At 40.1% G+C, this 22,178-nt stretch carries 15 protein-coding genes; 10 read left to right on the top strand and 5 right to left on the bottom strand.

The features are described from left to right. From mfd to KO513_RS12925, 4 genes are all read left to right on the top strand, one after another. Positions 1-3,393: a transcription-repair coupling factor gene (mfd, locus tag KO513_RS12940; RefSeq protein WP_215913709.1), complete on the top strand. Its 3,393-nt coding sequence runs from the start codon at positions 1-3 to the stop codon at positions 3,391-3,393. 81 nt (positions 3,394-3,474) lie between these two features. After that, on the top strand, positions 3,475-4,773 hold the full coding sequence (locus tag KO513_RS12935) for an acetylxylan esterase (RefSeq protein ID WP_215913708.1): 1,299 nt from the start codon (positions 3,475-3,477) through the stop codon (positions 4,771-4,773). A gap of 50 nt (positions 4,774-4,823) precedes the next feature. Then, entirely contained in the window at positions 4,824-6,749 is a 1,926-nt protein-coding gene (locus KO513_RS12930) for a CocE/NonD family hydrolase (protein WP_215913707.1), read from the top strand. 54 nt (positions 6,750-6,803) lie between these two features. Next, positions 6,804-8,123 (top strand): TlpA family protein disulfide reductase, encoded by a 1,320-nt coding sequence (locus KO513_RS12925; RefSeq protein ID WP_215913706.1) that lies wholly within the window; start codon positions 6,804-6,806, stop codon positions 8,121-8,123. Between the two features lie 4 nt (positions 8,124-8,127). Here the strand turns inward: KO513_RS12925 and KO513_RS12920 are convergent, their stop codons facing one another. After that, positions 8,128-8,787 carry an aspartate kinase gene (locus KO513_RS12920; RefSeq protein ID WP_215437488.1) on the bottom strand — a complete coding sequence of 220 codons (660 nt, stop codon included), beginning with the start codon at positions 8,785-8,787 and terminating at the stop codon, positions 8,128-8,130. Between the two features lie 150 nt (positions 8,788-8,937). Further along, entirely contained in the window at positions 8,938-9,297 is a 360-nt protein-coding gene (locus KO513_RS12915; protein WP_215437485.1) for a YraN family protein, read from the bottom strand. A 195-nt stretch (positions 9,298-9,492) separates the two neighbouring features. Here KO513_RS12915 and KO513_RS12910 point away from each other — a divergent pair, with 195 nt between their 5' ends. Then, positions 9,493-10,986, top strand: coding sequence for a DUF1800 domain-containing protein (locus KO513_RS12910; RefSeq protein ID WP_215913705.1), 1,494 nt, complete (start codon positions 9,493-9,495; stop codon positions 10,984-10,986). A 10-nt stretch (positions 10,987-10,996) separates the two neighbouring features. Further along, positions 10,997-12,709, top strand: a complete 1,713-nt coding sequence (locus tag KO513_RS12905; protein ID WP_215437479.1) for a DUF1501 domain-containing protein — start codon at positions 10,997-10,999, stop codon at positions 12,707-12,709. A gap of 82 nt (positions 12,710-12,791) precedes the next feature. Here the strand turns inward: KO513_RS12905 and KO513_RS12900 are convergent, their stop codons facing one another. Then, the gene (locus KO513_RS12900; protein WP_215913704.1) at positions 12,792-12,965 is read right to left on the bottom strand and encodes a hypothetical protein; all 174 of its coding nucleotides are present in this window, start codon (positions 12,963-12,965) and stop codon (positions 12,792-12,794) included. A gap of 190 nt (positions 12,966-13,155) precedes the next feature. Between KO513_RS12900 and metG the strand changes: the two genes are divergently transcribed. Both metG and KO513_RS12890 read left to right on the top strand, forming a co-directional pair. Next, positions 13,156-15,234, top strand: coding sequence for a methionine--tRNA ligase (metG, locus tag KO513_RS12895; RefSeq protein ID WP_215913703.1), 2,079 nt, complete (start codon positions 13,156-13,158; stop codon positions 15,232-15,234). 62 nt (positions 15,235-15,296) lie between these two features. Continuing rightward, positions 15,297-17,423, top strand: a complete 2,127-nt coding sequence (locus KO513_RS12890; RefSeq protein ID WP_215913702.1) for a Tex family protein — start codon at positions 15,297-15,299, stop codon at positions 17,421-17,423. Positions 17,424-17,452: 29 nt separating this feature from the next. Here the strand turns inward: KO513_RS12890 and KO513_RS12885 are convergent, their stop codons facing one another. Further along, complete coding sequence (locus KO513_RS12885; RefSeq protein ID WP_215913701.1) at positions 17,453-18,076, bottom strand: HPP family protein; 624 nt, start codon at positions 18,074-18,076, stop codon at positions 17,453-17,455. 542 nt (positions 18,077-18,618) lie between these two features. On the opposite strand from KO513_RS12885, the gene KO513_RS12880 reads away from it, so the two are divergent. Beyond that, the gene (locus tag KO513_RS12880; RefSeq protein WP_215913700.1) at positions 18,619-19,521 is read left to right on the top strand and encodes a histone deacetylase family protein; all 903 of its coding nucleotides are present in this window, start codon (positions 18,619-18,621) and stop codon (positions 19,519-19,521) included. 166 nt (positions 19,522-19,687) lie between these two features. Next, complete coding sequence (locus tag KO513_RS12875) at positions 19,688-20,521, top strand: phosphatase PAP2 family protein (protein ID WP_215437464.1); 834 nt, start codon at positions 19,688-19,690, stop codon at positions 20,519-20,521. Here the strand turns inward: KO513_RS12875 and KO513_RS12870 are convergent. Next, positions 20,518-22,167 (bottom strand): solute:sodium symporter family transporter, encoded by a 1,650-nt coding sequence (locus KO513_RS12870; RefSeq protein WP_215913699.1) that lies wholly within the window; start codon positions 22,165-22,167, stop codon positions 20,518-20,520. The two genes, KO513_RS12875 and KO513_RS12870, sit on opposite strands and share 4 nt — an antisense overlap. Positions 22,168-22,178 lie beyond the last annotated feature (11 nt).

Raw genomic sequence — 22,178 nt, 5'->3', positions numbered from 1 at the left:
TTGACGCAATCTTCTATTCAACAACTGTTTTCTCAGTCTCCGCAAACGCAGAAACTGCAGGACACTATTGCCCAAAAATTCACGGAAAACGCAAAAAGCACTGAGTCTATTATTCTAAAAGGCCTTTCCGGCTCTGCGCTGTCGTTTACTTTTTCCGATGTCTTTCAAAAAACAAACAAGCCCTTTCTCCTCATATTCAATGACAAAGAAGAAGCTGCCTATTACCTGAACGATTTGGAGCAGATCATAGGCGATAAAGACGTGCTCTTTTATCCTGGTAGTTACCGCAGGCCTTATCAAATAGAAGAAACCGACAATGCCAACGTGCTCTTGCGTGCAGAGGTTCTTAACCGTATCAACTCCAGAAAAAAGCCGGCCATAATCGTCACCTATCCTGATGCTCTTTTTGAAAAGGTCGTCACCCGGCGGGAACTGGAAAAAAATACGCTCAAAGTTAAGTTAAACGACACCTTATCACTGGATTTCCTTAACGAGGTACTTTTTGAGTACAAGTTCAAAAGGGTGGATTTTGTTACGGAACCGGGTGAATTTTCGGTGCGTGGCGGAATTGTAGATGTTTTTTCGTTTTCCAATGATGAGCCCTACCGTATAGAGTTCTTTGGTGATGAAGTGGATAGTATTCGTACGTTTGATGTAGACACACAACTCTCTACGAGCAAGGTGAACAAGATAAACGTTATTCCTAACGTAGCCAGTAAATTTCTAGAGGAGAAAAGACAAAATTTTCTTGAGTACGTTTCTTCGGATACTGTCATATTCGCCAAAAACACCGATTATATTTTTGACCGTCTGGATGATTTCTTTGGAAAGGCTATAGAAGCTTTTTCCAAACTTTCGCAAGACATCAAACATTTAGAGCCCGAAGCGCTTTTTATGAATTCGGAAAATTTTAAATCACAGTTGAGAGGGTTTGGGCTTATGACTACCGAAGCTTCTGCAACCCCCGAATTGATCAGCAGTGCCCCGACCGTTCATTTTAATACGCACCCGCAACCTTCTTTCAACAAGAAATTCGACTTGTTGATTGAAAACCTCAATGCTTATAAAGCACGTGGGTATACCAATTATATTTTTTGCGCCAGTGACCAACAGGCCAAACGTTTTCAGGCCATTTTTGAAGAGGTCAATGAGAAGGTCCATTATCAAACCGTGGTAACACCCATTTTTCAAGGTTTTATTGATGATGACCAAAAACTGGTGTGTTATACGGACCATCAGATTTTTGAACGTTACCATAAGTTCAACCTTAAAAACGGGTATGCAAAGAAGCAGGCCATTACCCTAAAAGAGCTGAACAAACTTGAAATTGGGGATTATGTAACCCATATAGATCACGGGATAGGGAAATTTGGTGGACTTCAAAAAATTGATGTAGAAGGCAAAAAGCAGGAAGCCATAAAACTAGTGTACGGCGAGCGCGATATTCTGTATGTGAGTATTCATTCGCTTCATAAAATATCCAAATTCAACGGGAAAGACGGGGCCGTTCCTAAAATTTACAAATTGGGGTCTGCAGCTTGGAAAAAACTCAAGCAAAAGACGAAAACCCGCGTCAAGAAAATTGCGTTTGACCTTATTAAAATCTATGCCAAAAGACGCTTGGAAAAAGGTTTTCAATATGCCCCTGACAGCTATTTACAAACAGAACTAGAAGCTTCTTTTATTTACGAAGACACTCCGGACCAAAGCAAGGCTACCGAAGATTTTAAAAGAGACATGGAAAGTGAGCGACCCATGGACCGCCTTATTTGTGGTGATGTTGGCTTCGGAAAAACCGAAGTGGCCATCCGTGCAGCCTTTAAAGCGGTAGACAATGGCAAGCAGGTTGCCGTGCTCGTACCAACTACTATATTGGCATTTCAGCACCATCGTACTTTTGCGGAACGTCTTAAGGAGATGCCCGTAAACGTAGATTACCTGAATCGGTTTAGAACGGCAAAAGAGCGTAAGGAAACTTTGGAAAAGCTGGAAGCAGGACAAGTAGATATTATCATTGGTACGCACCAATTGGTCAATAAAAACGTAAAATTCAAAGACCTCGGGCTCCTTATCGTTGATGAGGAACAAAAATTCGGGGTTGCGGTCAAAGACAAATTAAAGTCCATTAAAGAAAATGTAGACGTGCTAACGTTAACGGCTACTCCTATTCCTAGAACGCTACAGTTTAGCTTAATGGCCGCGCGTGATCTGTCGGTCATAAAAACACCCCCGCCCAACCGTTACCCGATTGAAAGCAGGGTCATTCGTTTTGGGGAAGAAGTTATACGGGACGCTGTTCGGTACGAGATAGAACGCGGCGGGCAAATATTTTTCATACATAACCGCATTGAAAATATCAAAGAAGTAGCAGGTATGATTCAGCGCCTTGTACCCGATGCCAAAGTAGGTATTGGTCATGGCCAGATGGACGGAAAAAAATTGGAAGCCCTCATGCTCTCTTTTATGAACGGCGAGTTTGATGTACTGGTATCCACGACCATTATAGAAAGTGGCTTGGACGTTACCAATGCCAATACCATTTTCATTAACAACGCTAATAATTTTGGACTGAGCGATCTGCACCAAATGCGTGGCCGTGTGGGGCGTAGCAATAAAAAGGCATTTTGCTATTTTATCACCCCTCCTTATGAATCCATGACCGCAGAAGCCAGAAAACGTATTGAGGCACTGGCCCAGTTTACGGAGTTGGGCAGCGGCTTTAATATTGCTATGAAAGACCTTGAAATTAGGGGTGCCGGCGATCTATTAGGCGGTGAACAAAGTGGCTTTATCAATGAAATTGGATTTGAAACCTATCAAAAAATATTGGGTGAAGCCATAGACGAACTCAAGGAAAACGAATTTAAAGACCTGTATGAAGAAGTAGAAGGTCATAAGGAGAAAGTTTTTGTAAAAGAAACCCAGCTAGATTCTGATTTCCAGTTGCTTTTCCCAGATGATTATATCAATAATATTACCGAAAGGCTTACCCTTTACACAAATCTGAACGAGATTACGGACGAAGAGAACCTACAAAAATTCGAGGCCCAGTTAATAGACCGTTTTGGAGAGCTTCCTACCGAAGCCGAAGATTTACTGAATTCCGTACGTATCAAATGGATTGCCAATAGCATAGGTATTGAAAAAGTAGTAATGAAGAAAGGCAAGCTAATTGGTTACTTTATTTCGGACCAGCAGTCGCATTTTTACCAAAGTCCGGTTTTCACCAGAGTCTTACAATTTGTGCAAAGTCATCCGCAACACTGTAAAATAAAGGAAAAGCAGACCAGAAACGGACTTAGGCTCTTATTGGTCTTTGAGCGAATAACATCCGTAGAAAAAGCATTGAAAGCCATGGCTCCATTTGATGAAATCGTTGAGCCGGTTTCATAAAATGTTTTAATTAAACTATATTAGTTAGGGCTAAAACTATAGAGTTTTGGCCCTAATTCTTTTGTTTACCAAACAACTTATATGACCATGAAACTAAAAATCTGCTTTAGCCTAGCGGCAACTCTCTTGTTGTGCTTTAACCTCAGTGCCCAACCTAGCAAAGAACTCGTAAACGTGATTGTGACACCGGACCATACGGATTGGACCTACAACGTTGGTGAACGGGCCGAGTTTTCAATCACAGTCTTAAGAAACAACGTACCTCTAGAAAACATCACCATAAATTACACTGTTGAAACCGACCCAGGTTATCGCTCCGTAAAAATATGGAATCAAGGAGAGCTTAAGTTGAAAAATGGTGTTGCAAAAGTAAAATCGAATAAATTCAATGAACCTGGATTTCTGCGCTGTACGGCCAAAGTAATTGTAGATGGCAAAGAATATAGTTCGTACGCCACTGCCGGCTTTTCTCCCGAAAAAATAAAGGCCACGACCACATTACCTTCAGATTTTGAAGCCTTTTGGAACAAGGGTAAGGAAGAACTAGCCAAGATTCCTATGAATGCTGTTATTACATTAATGCCAGAACGATGCACGGACAAAGTGAACGTGTACCACGTACGATTGGACAATATAAAAGGTAAGATCTACGGTATTCTTTGCACTCCCAAAAAAGAAGGAAAGTACCCCGCTATTTTGCATGTTCCGGGAGCAGGTATTCGACCCTATTATGGCGAGGTAGACGAAGCAGCCCAAGGTTTTGTTACCTTTACCATTGGTATTCATGGTATACCCGTAAACCTTGACAAGCAAGTGTATGATGACTTACGAGCCGGAGCTTTAAGTAACTACAACACCATGAATTTAGACGATAAAGAAAATACGTATTACCATAGGGTTTACCTTGGCTGTATTCGCGCTGTAGATTTTCTAGAAAGTGTATCCAATTTTAATGGCGAGGATATTGCCGTTACCGGAGGAAGCCAAGGAGGTGCCTTGTCTATAGTAACCGCAGGGCTTGATGACCGTATTGACTATCTGGCTGCATTCTACCCAGCATTAAGCGACCTTACCGGATTTTTACATGGCCGTGCCGGTGGATGGCCACAGCTATTTGTTGATGACTTTACGAACAAATCAGAAAAAATTGAAGTTTCAAAATACTACGACGTTGCCAATTTTTCACGTTTCGTAAAAGCAGAAGGTTGGTATAGTTGGGGCTACAATGACAATGTTTGTCCGCCCGCTTCTACCTATTCGGCATACAATCTTATTCCGGCCAAGAAAGAACTTCACGTTTTTCAGGAAACCCGTCACTGGACATTTCCGGAACAACATGAACTCAAAAACAAATGGTTGTTTTCAAAGTTAAGAGACTAGTCAAAATTCTTGCAATTGCCTATCTTTAAGCACACAGAAAAAACACTACTATGAAAATAAGGTTTCTACTAGTTCTCTTCATTTTTACGGGAGCTTTGGCGTCACATGGCCAAAATGCCGACTCACTTTACTTTAGACAGCATTATGACTTAAAGGAATACCGCATTCCTATGCGTGACGGAGCTGAGCTTTTTACCGCAGTTTACACGCCAAAAGATAAGTCTAAAGACTACCCTATTTTACTCAACCGCACATGCTATAATGCCAGTCAGTATTCAAATTTTAACTACAGTAGTTACCCTTCAAGATATTTAATTGAGGACGGTTATATTCTAGCTTTTCAAGATGTTCGAGGTAGGTACATGTCAGACGGTGAGTTTGACAACATGCGCCCTAATATCCCGGGAAACAATCGTAGGAACAAAAAAGATATCGATGAAAGTTCTGACACGTATGACACCATAGATTGGATGATAAAGAAAATAAAGGGCAACAATGGCCGTGTTGGTATGTATGGTATTTCATATCCGGGACATTATACCGCTGCTGGAATGATAGATGCACATCCCGCATTAAAAGCATCCTCGCCTCAAGCCCCGATTGCCGATTTTTTCTTTGATGATTTTCACCATCAAGGAGCTTATTTAGAAAGTTACACCGCCGCATTTGCCGTGTTCGGATATCAAAAAGACAGCCTTACCAGAGACCCTTGGTACATGGATAAATTAATGCGTCTGTATGGCAACCCAGCTGCTGATGCCTATGATTTTTATCTGAACTTAGGACCACTTAAGAACATTACAAAAAACTATCATCACGACAACTTTTTCTGGAACCAAATTGTTGAACACCCCAATTATGATGAATTCTGGCAAAAAAGAAATATCCTTCCTCACCTAAAGGATATTGACCATGCAGTAATGACCGTTGGAGGATGGTTTGATGCTGAAGACCTTTACGGACCTTTAAACATCTACAAAACCGTTGAAGCCACTAGTTCAAAAGCCAAGAACAGCATTGTAATGGGCCCTTGGGATCATGGTGGCTGGGCTAGAGAAAAAGGCAAGACTGTACACAACCACATTTATTTTGGGGATAGCATTTCTTCCTTTTATCTAAAAAATATTGAACGAAAGTTCTTTGCACATCATTTAAAGGAAGATGGTCCGGACACCCTTCCGGAAGCCTATATGTTTGATACCGGAGCTAAAAAATGGGAGACTTTTGATACTTGGCCCCCTAAAGAAATTGAGCCTATTAGTCTTTATTTTGGTGAAAACGGTCAACTAAGCATCAATGAACCAATTGATAAAAAGGCGGTTTTTGAATACACTAGCGATCCAAAAAAGCCAGTTCCATACACATCACAAATAGAAGGGTTGACGTTCACCCCAAGAAGATATATGTCCGATGATCAGAGACAAGCTTCAAGAAGACCGGACGTACTAACTTTTGAGACGGATGTTCTTGAAGATGACCGGGTTTTGGCAGGTGAAATTATGGCTAAGCTTAAAGTGGCCATGACCGGTACGGATGCCGATTTTATTGTAAAACTGATAGATGTTTATCCTAACGACCACGAAAATTACGAACACAATCCGGATAACATTATCATGGGTGGCTACCAGCAACTGGTACGTGCCGAAGTTTTTAGAGGACGATTCAGAAACAGTTTTGAAAATCCGGAACCATTTGTACCCGGTGAGCCAAGTGACGTTAACTTTAGATTGCAGGATATACTGCACACGTTCAAAAAAGGGCACCGTATAATGATTCAGGTTCACAGTACTTGGTTTCCTTATATTGACCGTAATCCTCAGAAATACGTAGACAATATTTATAAAGCCAATGAAGATGATTTTATTAAGTCTACTATTAAAGTATTTGGCTCCTCGTCAGTGGAAGTAGGCGGTACGCAGGATTGTTGCGCACCTGAACCGTTTCGTACTGCGAACGAAAATCCAATAAAAGACTAGGGTATCGCTCCAAAACTGATACTTTTGTGGTATCATTTTTGGAGCATTTATATCATGAAAAAAATTCTAGTCGTAATTACGCTACTTTTTGCGTTTTTTGCACAGGCACAACATAGCATTTCCGGAACTTTTACACCTGCCAGCAAATACAAGTATTTATTGGCTTATAAGCTAAAACCGGGCTCACAGTCCTTTATTGCAAATACGTCTATTAAAGATGGTAAGTTCACATTGCAAATACCTGAAAACGCCAGTCCGGGCATGTACCGCTTGGTTTATGCGGTTCCCCAGGACGAGTTTTATTTTGATGTCATTTACAATGGCCAAGAAAATATAGAACTAGCTTTTGATGAAAACCAGGGCGTTTCCTTTATTTCTTCAAAAGAAAATAAAATCATGGACTCCTACTTCCGAGCAATTGGCTCATTAGTAGAAGAGTTGGTAGATTTTTATGTGGAAGGAAAATCCGATAAGAAAGAATTCAAGGAATGCACGGAGCAACTAACTGCTACCCAAGAAGCCTATGAAGAGCAGGCCAAAAATCTAATGGTAGAGCACTTTATTAAAGCCAATGAACCTTACGTTCCCTCTCAGTTTGAAACCGTTCAGGAATATATAGCGCATAAAAAAGAGCATTATTTTGATTACCTAAAAGTAGACAACAAAATTCTACAAGCTTCTGATTTTTTAACTGATAAACTCAAGAACTACGTATTTACGGCCTTACCTGCAAAACAATTGTCTGCCACAGAAACGGAAAAAGCAATCCAGGCCAATATTAAAAAAGTAAACACCCAATTGGCCCCAGTTGCTGATGCCTATAAGTTTGATGTATTCTATAACATATGGAAAATGAGTTCCAATGGTGGGCTACACGAAACTACGGATTTTGTTTACAACAACTATTTAGAGTCTCTTATCCCCGCTTCCAGTGACCCCAATAAAGCTCAGACCTTAGCTGCTCAGCACCGCTTGCGAATTGGCGCGAAAGCACCGGAATTGGAATGGACCACGGGCAATGCCCAAAAAAAATTAAGCACTATTGAAGGAGCAGAAAAGTATCTACTGGTTTTCTGGAGCAGCACCTGCTCGCACTGCTTAAAAGAGCTTCCCCAACTTCATAAAGAACTAAAACAGTACAATACCATAAAGGTCATTGCCGTAGGTTTGGAAGACGATACTACTACATGGACACCTGAATCTGCCAAACTACCAAATTTTGAACATGTCATTGCCCTAGGCAGATGGGAAAGCAAATATGCAAGATTGTATGACATAAGCCATACTCCCACATATTTCTTGTTGGATTCTGATAAGCGCATTATTGCTAAACCAGAGAGCGATAAAGATGTAGTAGAACTACTAAAAAAATAACCTTTTAAAGGGTTTTTAAGTCTTTTATAGTCTTGAAAGCTACATCTACCTGCTTGTCATCTACTAGGATAGTAAATTCGTTTGTTGTGGATATTACTTCATATAGTACTATTCCCTCCCAAGCTAAGCGCTGAAAGATAAAGTAATAAATCCCCGGTACGGATACGTTCTCAGCAGGAAGCTTTACTGTAATAGATGACAGGTTCTTGGCCTTTTGGGTACACTTTTCATTCTTAAAGAGTTCCTCTACCGTACCATCCAGACTATTACTTACTACAATATTCAGTTCATTTACACCACGCGAAGACGTGTAAAATACATCTTTGTTCTTATTTACCTCTTCTAACAGTTGGGTCTGGTTCTCAAGAATGGACTCAGAGACTAAAAATGTAAAATCGGTGAGCGAAGAACGCACCGTAATCTCACCAATATTTTTTAAAACCTTTATGATTTTGTGGGTTGCCCTGAACTCTAAATCATCTGATAAACGTTTTAAGGCCATAACAATCGCTCCGTTGCGAATGTCTTTTCCTAATTCATTTTCAATTTCAGGTTTTACAATCCTTGAAAGTGACGTTAAATTTATGATGCCCTGTGCCAACGCACTTTGCAAGAAAGGCTTCTTTTTAATGTACTGTTCCACTACGGAAGAAATCGTTTTCATGGGTTCACAAGTATTGGTTGCTGAGCAAAAATAACATATTGTTATAAATAAAACAAATTGTGTTGTAATCTTCTTTCTTAAAATTTTTGCAACCCCAGTTTTTGCCCTAAAAATGGGAAGTATCCCATGATTTTAGATTTTAAAAAAACATTAAAAATGATAAAAAGCACTTTCCAAATGTTCAATTTTAAAGATTTTACTATTCTTTAAAATGGTAATTACATCAAAACGAACCTCTACATCTAGGTCATTTTCAACAATGTAGTTATCCGCAGCGGCAACGAGCAGCTTTATTTTTTTTGGGGTTATCGTTTCCGCTATAGGTATAATTTGGTCGTTACTACGGGCACGCACCTCAACTATGGCCAATACATTTTCCTTTTGGGCTATTATATCAATTTCCGCTTTTAAATAACGATAATTTTTATAGAGGATATCATATCCGTTCTCAAGCAGAAAGTCGGCAGCCAATTTCTCCCCTTCTTTGCCAAATTCATTATGTTTTCCCATAAAACCACCTGTAAATCTTAATAAAATGTGTCATTCGTCGAAAAGTCGCGTAAAACAACATCAAAAATTGGATTGCGTTCGTAAATAAAGCAACAGTACATCGAAAATACCAGAAAAGACATACTATCCAAAATCTTTGTGCGTTAAGAACTAGCCCCAAACACATGAAACGGTTCTTTAAAGCCTACGAAAATTATGGAATATTTTGTTAACTGTAATACGGCGCCATTGGCACCGTATACAACTCCCTTAGACAGAAATAGGGCGGCTCATCTGTACAGAAGACTCGGTTTTAGTGCCTCTAGAGAGACCATTGACCAAGCCGTTGGTTCTACAGCAGAGACCATAGTAAACACCCTAATGAACCAAGCGCAAAGCGCAGCACTTATCCCACCGCCCGAATGGGCAGATTGGAACGGTAGTAACTATCCAGAAGACGACACCCAAAGAAATCAGTTAAAACGAACCCAGGAAACAGATTTTAGTTTGGTCTATGCCAAAGACTTACTGAACAACAACCTGCGTGATCGTATGAGCTTCTTTTGGAGCAACCATTTTGTTACCGAACTGGATATCTATGAATGTACCCCTTATCTATATTACTACGTAAACTGTTTGCAACGTAATGCCCTTGGCAATTTTAAAACGTTCGTGAGTGAAATTGGACTTACGGATGCCATGCTCTATTATTTAGATGGAGTTTACAACAACGGTTACAACCCCAATGAAAACTATGCCCGTGAACTTTATGAGCTTTTTACCCTTGGGGAAGGAAACAATTATACCGAAGAAGATATTATAGAAACCGCACGCGCCCTCTCCGGTTACGTAGAACGTGGTGAATTGGGTTGTGAAAAGGTAACTTTTGATGCGGAACGCCATGATGCCGACAGTAAAACCATTTTTGGACAGGCGGGCAATTGGGGATACGACGATGTTATTGATATCCTATTTGAACAACGGCCTAATGAAATAGCGGAATTTATATGCAGAAAATTATACGAGTTTTTCGTGCACCCGGACTCACAGGACAGTGCAGGTAACGCCCAGACTATAATTTCCGGCATGGCAACAACTTTTATTGCCAATGATTTTGAAATTGCCCCAGTACTTTCCCAATTATTCAAAAGTCAACATTTCTTTGATGATGAAGCTATCGGGGTAATTATTAAAAGTCCTTTCGATTTTTATTTCAACTTATTAAAAGAAAGTAGTTTTAGTTATGATGATACGGTTCTAGCCAGTCTTATAAACTATAGCGGACTCCTTAGTCAGCGTATGTTTGACCCCTTTGATGTGGCCGGTTGGCAACGAAACCGTTCTTGGATCAACACCAATTTTATGATTGGCCGGTGGCTGACCATAGAAACTATTTTGGAAGACTTTTTTAATGCCGATGATGAGCAGTTCAGAGCCTTGGGGCTCTCCATATCCGGTAATGACGGACTCACCAGTAACAACCCTGATATTGTAGCCAGACCAATTATAGATTTTATTCTTCCAAAAGGCCTGTTGAACGAATCTGAATACGAAAAGGCATACACTATTTTTAGAAGTGACATCCAACCGCAATATTATGAGGGAGGAAGCACACCAACTTGGACTTTGGCCACGGCAATGGAAGGACCAACCCAAGTATATCTACTCTTACAATATTTAGCCAGACAACCTGAATTTCAACTAAAGTAAACCTACTACTATGTGCGACAATCATCATAATCATCCCCATAAAGGCATAGAACACGACGGTCATGACCAAGAACATAAAACTTGGAGCAGACGTTCATTTTTACAGGCATTGGGCATTGCCGGTTCAGGTTCAATGATGCTGGGCAGTAACTTGCTTACCGCTTCTGCGCCATCACCGTTAACATCTGCCATAGCAAATGCGGAAACCGATAAAATTTTAATCTTGATTAGGCTTTCCGGTGGTAACGACGGCCTTAGCACGGTTATTCCCATTGAACAATTTGATTCGTACGCCAACGCAAGGCCAAATATCTATATTCCAGAAAGTAAGGTTTTAAAACTTACAGATGAATTTGGTGTCCCTTCCTACATGAAATCTTTAGAACCCATGTGGGGAGAAGGTCAGTTTAAGGCGGTTCATGGTGTAGGCTACGAAGGCCAGAGTCTATCTCATTTTACGGGATCCGATGTTTTTGCAAATACCGATTTAACCTCAACAGGTTTTAGCGGACTAAATACAGGTTGGATGGGAAGGCATTTTGAGGAATGCTACCCAGATTATCTAATTTCTCCCCCACCCGCTCCGGCGGCCATCCAAATTGGTCAGTTTGGCAGTTTGGTTTTTCAGGGAGACGAAACCAACTATGCATTTGTTACTTCAAATGTGGAACAACTAGAAGAGATAGCAGAATCCGGTGTTCGCTACGGTCTTGAGCAGGAACTATTTAACGACTGTATGTATGGCGACCAATTGAAATTTTTGAGAGGTGTTGCCAATACCACATATGAATATTCAGGTGTAATACATGACGCTTGGTCACGAGGTCAAAACCAAGTAGAATATCAAAAAAATAGCTTTGCTAGGCAGTTGGCCCTTTTAGCTAGGTTGATAAAAGGAAATTTAGGCACAAAGGTCTATATGATTTCCATGGGTGGTTTTGACACACACGGTAATCAACCTTTAGCCCACGAACGCCTAATGAGTACCCTGTCTATTGCCATTGATAATTTTTATGAAGATTTGGCTTATACGGAACAGGATGATAACGTTCTTAGTATGACCTTCTCCGAATTTGGAAGGCGTATTTTTGAAAATGGCTCCAATGGTACCGACCATGGCAAGGCCGCACCAACACTTTTCTTTGGTCCCGGTCTACAAGGCAGTGCCTTTGTTGGCGAGCACCCTACGCTAGACAATCCGGATGGAAGAGGTAACTTGGAATACACCATGGACTTTAGAGACCTATATGCCACAGTTTTGGCAGAATGGCTCTGTGTGCCCATACCTTTAGTAGAACAACATTTATTGGGGCATACCTATGCTCCGGTAAATCTAGGATTTAATTGTAGCGGCACGGATTTTCCGGACATTGTATATAGCGATGGAGAGCCAACCATACCAACATCTCCGGATGGTGGATTAACGGACAAACCGGTAATTCCTAATAGGGAAGAATTAAATGCCATAGTCCATAAACCGTTCTATCCTTCGGAAAACACGCCGCATATCTACCTAGAAATGCCCGTTACGGCACATGTAGACATCCAGCTTTTTAATATTATTGGACAAAAAGTAGGAACCATTAGCAACGCTATTATGTCCGAGGGAGTAAATGAGATAAACATTAAAGAAAACATTCCCGGGCATTTGGCCGCAGGCAAATACATTTACCGCATTCAAGTGCAGCAGCATAAAATGAGTAAATCGGTTATGGTAGCATAACCATTTGCAAATTCAACTTATAAAAAAACCTTCGCTATGAATTTCTCATTCGCGAAGGTTTCTTATATCCAATGTATTTTTATCAAGCAAGCTTAGATTTATTCTTGGTCTTGAAAGATAGTTCTTTTGAGATGCGGGAAGCTTTGTTTTTGTACAGACGGGTTACGTCCTCAGTATTCACTTCACTTTTTATCGATTCAACACTCTTTTTAATTTTTTCTAGGTTCTTTAAATTCTGGGGGTTAATTGTACTCATAGTTAACAGTTTAGGTTAATGTTCATTAATAAAACCAAATAGAACGGAAATTAGTATACATCTTCGGTAAACTGCATAGCTACTTCACTCCTATCAAAAATCACTGTTTTTGCCCTCACTATTTTCATTCCATATTCCACTTGTGTAATGCAGTGCAAAATCAGTACTTTTGCACCCTAATTCATAATCAATGGCCCAGAAGCTAACACAACCAGAGAGATATACAATTACAGCCGCTTTACCTTATACAAATGGTCCAATACATATTGGTCATTTGGCAGGTGTTTATGTACCCGCAGATATTTACGCACGTTACCTACGTTTAAACGGAAACGATGTTGCCTTTGTTTGCGGTAGTGACGAGCACGGTGTAGCTATCTCTATGAAAGCGAAAAAAGAAGGTATTACACCAAAAGAGGTCATTGACAAGTATGATGGTATCATCCGTAAATCGTTTGAAGATTTTGGGGTTACTTTTGATAATTATTCGCGTACCTCTAGGGAAATTCATCATAAAACAGCCTCCGACTTTTTTGTAAAGCTATACGAGCAAGAAGGTTTTATTGAAGAAACCACCGCTCAACTTTATGATGAAGAGGCAAAACAGTTTTTGGCAGACCGCTTTGTAGTGGGCACTTGCCCTAAGTGTGGGCATGAAGAAGCTTATGGAGACCAATGTGAAAATTGCGGTTCTACTTTGAACGCAACCGATCTTATCAATCCAAAATCTACCATTACCGGTACCGTACCTACCACCAAAGAAACCAAACACTGGTTCTTACCGTTGGACCGTTATGAAGACTTCTTGAAAGAGTGGATATTGGAAGGCCATAAATCCGATTGGAAACCCAATGTATACGGACAATGTAAAAGTTGGATAGATGACGGATTAAAACCACGTGCTGTAACCAGAGATTTGGATTGGGGCATTCCCGTACCTGTTGAAGGTGGTGAGGGCAAAGTGCTTTACGTTTGGTTTGATGCGCCCATAGGCTACATTTCCTCTACTAAAGAATGGGCAGAACGAGAAGGCAAAGACTGGGAGCCATACTGGAAAGATGAAAACACCAAACTGGTTCATTTTATAGGAAAGGACAATATCGTTTTTCACTGTATTATATTCCCTGCTATTCTAAAAGCCCACGGCGGTTATATTTTACCTGAAAATGTTCCTGCCAACGAATTCCTGAATTTAGAAGGTAACAAACTTTCTACTTCCAAGAACTGGGCGGTATGGTTGCATGAATATTTAGAGGAATTCCCTGATATGCAGGATGTACTTCGGTACACTTTGACCGCGAATGCTCCCGAAACCAAGGATAACGATTTTACATGGAAAGATTTCCAAGCCAGGAACAACAATGAGTTGGTTGCCATTTTTGGAAATTTTATTAACCGTGTAGTGGTCTTGACCAATAAATATTATGAAGGCATTGTTCCAACTCCTTCCGAATTTACAGATGTAGACAAAGAAACCTTGGAGCAACTACAAAAATATCCTGAAATTATTTCCAGTTCAATTGAGCGCTACCGTTTTAGGGAAGCCGGGCAAGAATTGATGAACCTGGCACGCTTAGGAAATAAGTACCTGGCGGATGAAGAACCGTGGAAAGTAATTAAGCAAGATGAGGAGCGTGTAAAAACGATTATGTTCGTTGCGCTTCAGATTGCCACGGGCCTATCCGTATTGAGTGAACCGTTTTTACCCTTTACTTCGGAAAAACTTAAAAATATATTAGCCGTTAATTCAGAGGAAGCCGCTTCTTCTTGGGCCGAAGTTTCAACCAAAGAAACATTACTCCCTGCTAATCATAAAATAAATAAAGCCGAGCTACTTTTTAGAAAAATAGAAGACAGCGAAATACAAGCTCAGTTAGATAAATTGGAAGCTACTAAAAAAGCAAACGAAAACGCGAACAAAGAACTTATGCCACAAAAAGACACCATTACTTTTGACGACTTTACAAAATTAGACATGCGCGTTGGCACCATTGTAGAGGCAGAAAAAATGCCAAAAGCCAAAAAGTTGTTGGTCTTAAAAGTAGATACCGGTCTAGATACCAGAACTATTGTTTCTGGTATTGCGGAGAGTTTTACGCCAGAAGAAATTGTTGGCAAAAAAGTAACCGTTCTCATCAACTTGGCACCACGTGCATTACGCGGTGTTGAAAGTGAAGGTATGATTCTTATGACCGAAAACGAAGAGGGCAAATTGGTTTTTGTAAACCCAGATGAAGAGGGTGTTGGTAATGGGGAAGGAATAAGTTAGAACTTTTTCCACTCTTCATTTAACATTGCACTAACTATTTAAACATTGGTTACTAAGGGCTTATGCAACTCATTTCCTATATATCCAAGCACACTCAATTCCCTCAAAAGAGTATTGAGAATACTGTAGAACTTCTAAATGAAGACTGTACCGTACCTTTTATTTCTAGGTATAGAAAAGAAAAAACAGGCAATCTAGATGAGGTTGAGATTGGAAATATAGTGCAGTTCAAAACCCAATTTGAAGCACTTGAAAAGCGAAAAACCGCTATTCTAAAGGCCATTGAGGAACAAAATGGGTTAACGGACGAACTCCGGCATAAGATTGAACAGACCGACGACCTCGTTTCCCTAGAAGATCTTTACCTTCCTTTTAAGAAAAAACGAAAGACCAAAGCTGAAACCGCCCGTAAAAACGGACTAGAGCCGTTGGCGAAAATCATAATGGCCCAAAACCATGGCGATATAGAATCGGCTGCGGATCAATACACCAATAGTGAAGTTGCCAATGCAGATGAAGCTTTGGAAGGAGCCAGACACATTATTTCGGAATGGATCAATGAACGCATTTCTATTCGTAATCTGGTAAGAAATCAGTTAGAGCGCAGCGCCATGATTGTCACAAAGGTTATCTCAACTAAAAAGGATGACGAAAAAGCCCAGAAGTTCCGTGATTATTTTGACTGGAGCGAAGCTTTAAAACGATGTCCATCGCACCGCTTATTGGCTATTTTGCGTGCCGAAAACGAAGGCTTTATACGTGTTAAAGTTGAAATTGATTCGGATGAAATGCTCAGACTTATTGAAGACCGGGTTATAAAATCCAACAATTCCTGTACGCCTCAAATAGAAATGGCCGTTGCTGACGCTTACAAACGTCTACTCTGCCCTTCTTTATCAAATGAGATACTTAAAAATGCCAAGGAGAAAGCAGATGAAGATGCCATAAAGGTATTTTCTAAAAACCTAAAACAATTGTTGTTGGGGGCTCCGTTGGGAGAAAAACGGATTTTAGCAATAGACCCTGGTTTTAGAACCGGTTGCAAAGTGGTTTGTTTGAGTGCTCAAGGCGATTTAGAACATAATGAGACAATCTATCCGCATGCCCCTCAAAACAAGGACAAGGAAGCTATAAAAAAAATAAGCTCACTCTGTGACGCCTATAAAATAGAAGCCATTGCAATTGGTAACGGAACCGCTTCCCGTGAAACGGAACAACTGGTGAAGCGCATCCATTTTAAAAATCCAATCGAAGTCTTTGTAGTTAGTGAAGCTGGTGCATCTATTTATTCCGCCTCAAAAATTGCGAGAGAAGAGTTCCCAAATTATGATGTTACCGTTAGAGGTTCCGTATCCATAGGAAGACGACTGGCAGACCCATTGGCAGAACTTGTAAAAATAGATGCAAAATCTATTGGAGTGGGCCAGTATCAACATGATGTGGACCAAGGTAAATTACAAACTTCTCTGGATAGCGTGGTGGAGAGTTGCGTAAATTCGGTTGGTGTAAATATCAATACCGCTAGTGTTCCTCTTCTTAGTTATGTATCCGGTATTGGACCAAAATTGGCCGAAAACATTGTAAACTATAGAAACGAAAACGGAGCTTTTAAAAGTAGAACGGAAATTAAAAAAGTACCTCGCTTAGGAGGTAAGGCTTTTGAACAGGGAGCTGCTTTTCTCAGGATAAAAGATGCCAAAAATCCTTTGGACGATTCTGCCGTACACCCGGAAAGTTATAGTATTGTTACCAAAATAGCTAAGGATAAAGGTATTCCTGTTACCAAATTGATAGGAAACAGCAGCGTTTTGCAAAGTATAAAATTAGAGTCCTATTGCACTGAAACCATAGGTTTACCCACACTAAAGGATATTGTAGACGAGCTTGAAAAACCAGGACTTGACCGTCGGGAGAAAGCTAGGGTCTTTACCTTTGATCAAAACATAAAGTCCATTACGGATTTAAGGGAAGGCCAATTGTTACCGGGTATTGTCAATAACATTACCAATTTTGGCTGTTTTGTAGATATAGGCATAAAAGAAAGTGGACTCATTCACGTATCTAACCTAGCGGATACCTTTGTTAAGGATGTTAACGAACATGTTAGCCTACACCAACAAATTATAGTTAAAGTGCTACAGGTTGATGTTCCGCGCAAGCGTATTCAACTTAAATTACATAAAAAGTAGGGATGTACTAAAAGACAAGTAGCACATTTTTATGTAGCACAAGGCTTCTTTCCTTTATGAGCTCTTTTCTTTATAGCATGTGCCAGCCTGCCGTTTGCAGGGTATCTTCTATGTTTTGTAATGTTATTAAAAACAAGGGCCGTAGCAAAGAGAATTACCGTACCCATTAAAACAGGTGAAACTACATAAAAATAACCCAAGGATTTAATTTTTGCCGTACCTATGACAGCAATTAGAGCCGTGGCACCACCTGGCGGATGCAAAGTTTTAGTTACCTGCATAACTACAATAGAGGTGGCAACGGCCAATGGTGCAGATAACCAAATTACATCTGGCAAAAGCTTGTACACCGTAACACCAATGAATGCAGATAACAATTGCCCTCCAATAAAATTACGAGGCTGCGCCAACGGACTTTCAATAGCTCCGTAAATCAATACACTAGAGGCACCAAAAGAACCGATCAAGAGTACATTTTCTAGTTTAGGCAGGTAAAAAGACTGCAAAAGGGCAATAAGACCAATACCCATAAACGCACCAAGAAAAGACCAAAATTGCTCTCTAAAATCTACTAAGGTTTCTTTATAGATTACATATTTTGAAATACGTGCCCTGCGGTTAATTTTTCTACTTAGCTCACTTCCTGTTTTCATTGCAAATGCTTCTTTTTACAATTCAATTTCTTTTCAATTCCACTAAGAACCGGCAAAGATATAGGAACGAAAAACACTAACAAAAATAAAACTCTATTTATCCTATCTTTTTTATAGGATTAAATTCAAAAAACAACTATTCAGTAATAATACACTTAACCTCAACACATTAAAATTTGATGTTTTTTGAACATGGAGTATGAATTTTAACTTTTCAATCTTATTTAGATTTATTTAAAATAGTTACATTTGCCCATATTTAGAATTTAAGCGGGTGTCAAAGAAAAAGAAATCGTCTAAAAAGAAAGACAAAAAAAAGGCAAAACCAGAGTTGCTGCAACAACGTCTGGAGAAGGTTCTATCTTGCGACACTAAACTTAAAAGCAAGTGCTGTAAAAAGTACAAAAAGAACGAAAGCAAAAGATGTGGTAAATGTCCGTGCTTTGACCTTCTTAAAAAAGTAGCGTAACCAACCGTTCACCTTCCATTTTATCAACTATCCATTTTCTAGTTCCTGAAAAGCTTATAGCTATATTTGTGGTATGCTAAAAATAGCGCATCATCCTATTTACAGACATTCCTTACCAGAAGGGCACCGTTTTCCAATGCTTAAATATGAATTGCTTCCCAAGCAACTGCTACACGAAGGTACCTGCACACCAGAGAACTTTTTTGAACCGGAAATACCCAATGACAAATACATTGTAGCCGTTCACGACCCTGAATATTTCTATGATTTACTCAACATTAAAATTCCTCCTAGACAGGCAAGAAAAATTGGGTTTCCTCTTACGGAAGATTTGGTAGAGCGTGAACGCATCATTGCAGACGGCACAATGAAAGGTTGTTTATATGCCTTAGAAAACGGTATAGCGATGAACATTGCTGGAGGAACCCACCATGCCTATTCCGATCACGGTGAAGCTTTTTGTATGCTGAATGACCAGGCTATTGGGGCAAGATATCTACAACAGGAAAAATTGGCCAAAAAAATACTCATTGTTGATTTGGACGTACACCAAGGTAACGGCACTGCCGAGATTTTTCAGAACGACACCTCGGTTTTTACATTTTCTATGCACGGAGAAAGTAATTACCCTTTCAAAAAAGAAAAGTCGGATTTAGATATCGCCTTACCCAAAAACACGAATGATGATGATTATCTTTTAATCTTTAAGGAAACCTTACCCAAACTTATTTCTAAAGAAAGACCTGATTTTATTTTTTATCTCTGCGGTGTAGATGTTATAGGCTCGGACAAATTGGGAACATTGGCCCTAAGTATGGAAGGATGCAAAAAACGGGATTCTCTAGTATTGGAAATTTGCCATCATTTGCAAATACCCGTACAATGCAGCATGGGTGGTGGTTATTCCCCGGACATCAAAACTATTGTAGAGGCTCGCGCCAATACGTTTCGCCTAGCTCAGGAAATCTATTTCTAAAGTTTAGGCTCAATTATTTATGATTCCCGGCAATACTCTTTCTATCCATTTATTTTGTAAATTAACTGAAAGTAACCTCTAAATACAGCCAAACCGCACAATCCTATCTATTTTTTCATTTTCAAAGGCTGAAACTTTAAAGAATACGTCTAGTTTTGCAATTATTATGAAAAAGACCTTAGCCTTACTCCTTACCATCTTTACGATGGGTTCCTATGCCCAGGACTCAATTGTTCCTGTACCTGAAAAACGGTGGGATATGTTCAAGTATGATTTTGTAAACATGTTTAAAGGCGTTGGTTACTCCTACTCCAGACCTTTTCACTGGAAAGGGCAACAATGGGCGCAATTTGGCGGTGTAGTAGCAGGTACAGGTGCCGTTTACCTTTTGGATGATGATACTTCTCAATTTATACAAAGACAAAAAGAAAGCGTACCCCATATTATTAGGGAATACGGCGAACTTTACGGAAGCCCCGAGAACAATTACCTGGCAACTTCCGGGGTTTATTTAGCTGGATTGATAACAAAAAACGAAAAATTACGTCGTACCGGAGTACTCTTAATATCATCGGCCACCTCGGCCGGTTTTTTACAGCAAGTATTAAAATCTGCGGTAGGACGGGCAAGGCCGGTAGCCGAAAAGGGAAAAGACACTTTTGACCCCTTCAACTCGAACAGAAACTATCATTCTTTCCCCTCAGGACACGCCTTATTGGCCTTTACAAACGCGTATGCGATTGGAAAGCAATTTAAAAGTCCGTGGGTAAAAGCAGGTATTTATACACTAGGAGCCGTACCAGGCATTTCTAGAATTTGGGATGGCCAACATTGGTTAAGTGATTTTGTATTTGCTGTAGCAATCAGTGTAGCCACGGTAGAATCTATAGACCGTTACCTAGATAGAAAATACAACGAAAAATACAATGACCAGGCCAAGAAAATGAGCTGGAACCTTAATTTTGGCCCCGGAACTTTAGGAGTGGTTCTTCAGTTTTAAAATATTAAATACGTACTAAGAACCAAGACCGTTATGGCCGCCCCTACAACAAAGGCATATTTCCAAGGTTCAACACTTACAGCATCGGTAGTCATTGGTTTATAATCCGTTTTCCTTGGATAAAGTTTACCAATCACCAGCATAATTATAATGTTCAAGACGAACAAAATGGCCATTACATGTAAAAAATGCGGATAAGCTTCCGCTTGTATCACACTCAACGCTTTGGCATCGGTTATTCCGTTCTGTGCTGCTTCCGCTAATGCGCTATCCACATAATAAGGCTTAATAACAAATTGGCTTATAGAATACAAAACGACGCCTGAAATCACCCCTATTTTAGCCGCTATGGCTGGAACCCGTTTGGTAAAGAAACCTATTACGATAACCGTTAAAATGGGAATGCTATAACAACCGTTCGCTTCTTGCAACCAGGCAAACAGTCCTTGAGGCGCATTGGCAATCAATGGCGCTACGCACATACCCAAAATACCCAGAACAAGACCAAATGTTTTACCTGCTTTTACGGTTTGTACCTCTGTGGCATCTTTCTTAAAATATTGACGATACAAATCAAACCCGAACAAGGTGGCACTACTGTTCAAAAGGCTATTGAAGGAGCTGAGAATTGCACCAAATAACACTGCGGCAAAGAGGCCAGTAAATGCAGCTGGAAGCACCGTAGCAACCAGTTTTGGATAGGCTTGGTCCGGATTATCAAGATTCCCCTCAAAAATATGCCATGCTATAATACCCGGAAGAACCACAATTATGGGTATTAAAAACTTTACTAAAGCAGCAAGTATAACCCCTTTTTGACCTTCCTTTAAATTTTTAGCCCCAAAAACACGTTGCAAAATTACTTGGTTGGTTCCCCAATAAAACATCTGCACGAGCATCATTCCCGTAAAAATGGTCCCAAAAGGAATGGAAGCATCCACATCTCCCTTTACATTAAATTTTTCAGGGTGACTTTTCCAAAGCATACTCAATCCCTCAGAAATACTCCCATCGCCAATAGCCATCAATCCAAAAACAGGAATGAGAAGACCACCTATCAAAAGCCCTATAGAGTTGATAAGGTCAGAAACCGCAACCGCTTTTAATCCTCCAAAGATTGCATATATAATACCGATGATACCAATACTCCACACACAAATCCACAAGGTAACCGTACTCGAAAGTCCAAGAAGACTAGGCAAATCAAACATTGTACTAAACGCCAACGAACCGGAATACAATACCGAGGGAATTACTACAATAACGTAACCTGATAAAAATAAAGCCGTGAGAATAGCTTTTGTACCGTGATCGAACCTATCCTCAACAAATTGTGGAATAGTGGTTATACCGCCCCTCATGTACCTGGGAAGCAGGAACACAGCTGTTATAATCATGGCAATTGCCGCCAAAGTCTCCCATGCCATCACCAATACACCTTCGGTAAATGCTTGTCCATTAAGCCCTACAATCTGTTCTGCGGAAAGATTGGTCAAAAGCAAAGAACCGGCAATTGTAATTGCTCCTAAGCTTCTACCTGCCAAAAAATACCCATCGGCAGATTTTTCATTAGTGCTTCTTGTAGCGTACCAAGCAATGAACGCTACTAAGAGTGTAAAACCTACAAAAGAAACAATTGAGAGCATGAATTTGAAAT

The sequence above is a fragment of the Zobellia sp. B3R18 genome, assembly GCF_018860715.1.
GTDB lineage: Bacteria > Bacteroidota > Bacteroidia > Flavobacteriales > Flavobacteriaceae > Zobellia > Zobellia russellii.
The sequence above is the reverse complement of the archived record's forward strand: the minus strand, read 5'-3'. Positions and strand labels throughout refer to the sequence as shown.

Bases quoted from the DNA above. Each gene is read 5' to 3' on its own strand.
- KO513_RS12915 (WP_215437485.1), bottom strand. From the start codon at position 9,297: ATGGGAAAACATAATGAATTTGGCAAAGAAGGGGAGAAATTGGCTGCC.
- KO513_RS12930 (WP_215913707.1), top strand. From the start codon at position 4,824: ATGAAAATAAGGTTTCTACTAGTTCTCTTCATTTTTACGGGAGCTTTG.
- metG (WP_215913703.1), top strand. From the start codon at position 13,156: ATGGCCCAGAAGCTAACACAACCAGAGAGATATACAATTACAGCCGCT.
- KO513_RS12920 (WP_215437488.1), bottom strand. From the start codon at position 8,787: ATGAAAACGATTTCTTCCGTAGTGGAACAGTACATTAAAAAGAAGCCT.
- KO513_RS12910 (WP_215913705.1), top strand. From the start codon at position 9,493: ATGGAATATTTTGTTAACTGTAATACGGCGCCATTGGCACCGTATACA.
- KO513_RS12885 (WP_215913701.1), bottom strand. From the start codon at position 18,076: ATGAAAACAGGAAGTGAGCTAAGTAGAAAAATTAACCGCAGGGCACGT.
- KO513_RS12905 (WP_215437479.1), top strand. From the start codon at position 10,997: ATGTGCGACAATCATCATAATCATCCCCATAAAGGCATAGAACACGAC.
- KO513_RS12925 (WP_215913706.1), top strand. From the start codon at position 6,804: ATGAAAAAAATTCTAGTCGTAATTACGCTACTTTTTGCGTTTTTTGCA.
- KO513_RS12935 (WP_215913708.1), top strand. From the start codon at position 3,475: ATGACCATGAAACTAAAAATCTGCTTTAGCCTAGCGGCAACTCTCTTG.
- KO513_RS12875 (WP_215437464.1), top strand. From the start codon at position 19,688: ATGAAAAAGACCTTAGCCTTACTCCTTACCATCTTTACGATGGGTTCC.
- KO513_RS12870 (WP_215913699.1), bottom strand. From the start codon at position 22,167: ATGCTCTCAATTGTTTCTTTTGTAGGTTTTACACTCTTAGTAGCGTTC.
- KO513_RS12900 (WP_215913704.1), bottom strand. From the start codon at position 12,965: ATGAGTACAATTAACCCCCAGAATTTAAAGAACCTAGAAAAAATTAAA.
- KO513_RS12890 (WP_215913702.1), top strand. From the start codon at position 15,297: ATGCAACTCATTTCCTATATATCCAAGCACACTCAATTCCCTCAAAAG.
- KO513_RS12880 (WP_215913700.1), top strand. From the start codon at position 18,619: ATGCTAAAAATAGCGCATCATCCTATTTACAGACATTCCTTACCAGAA.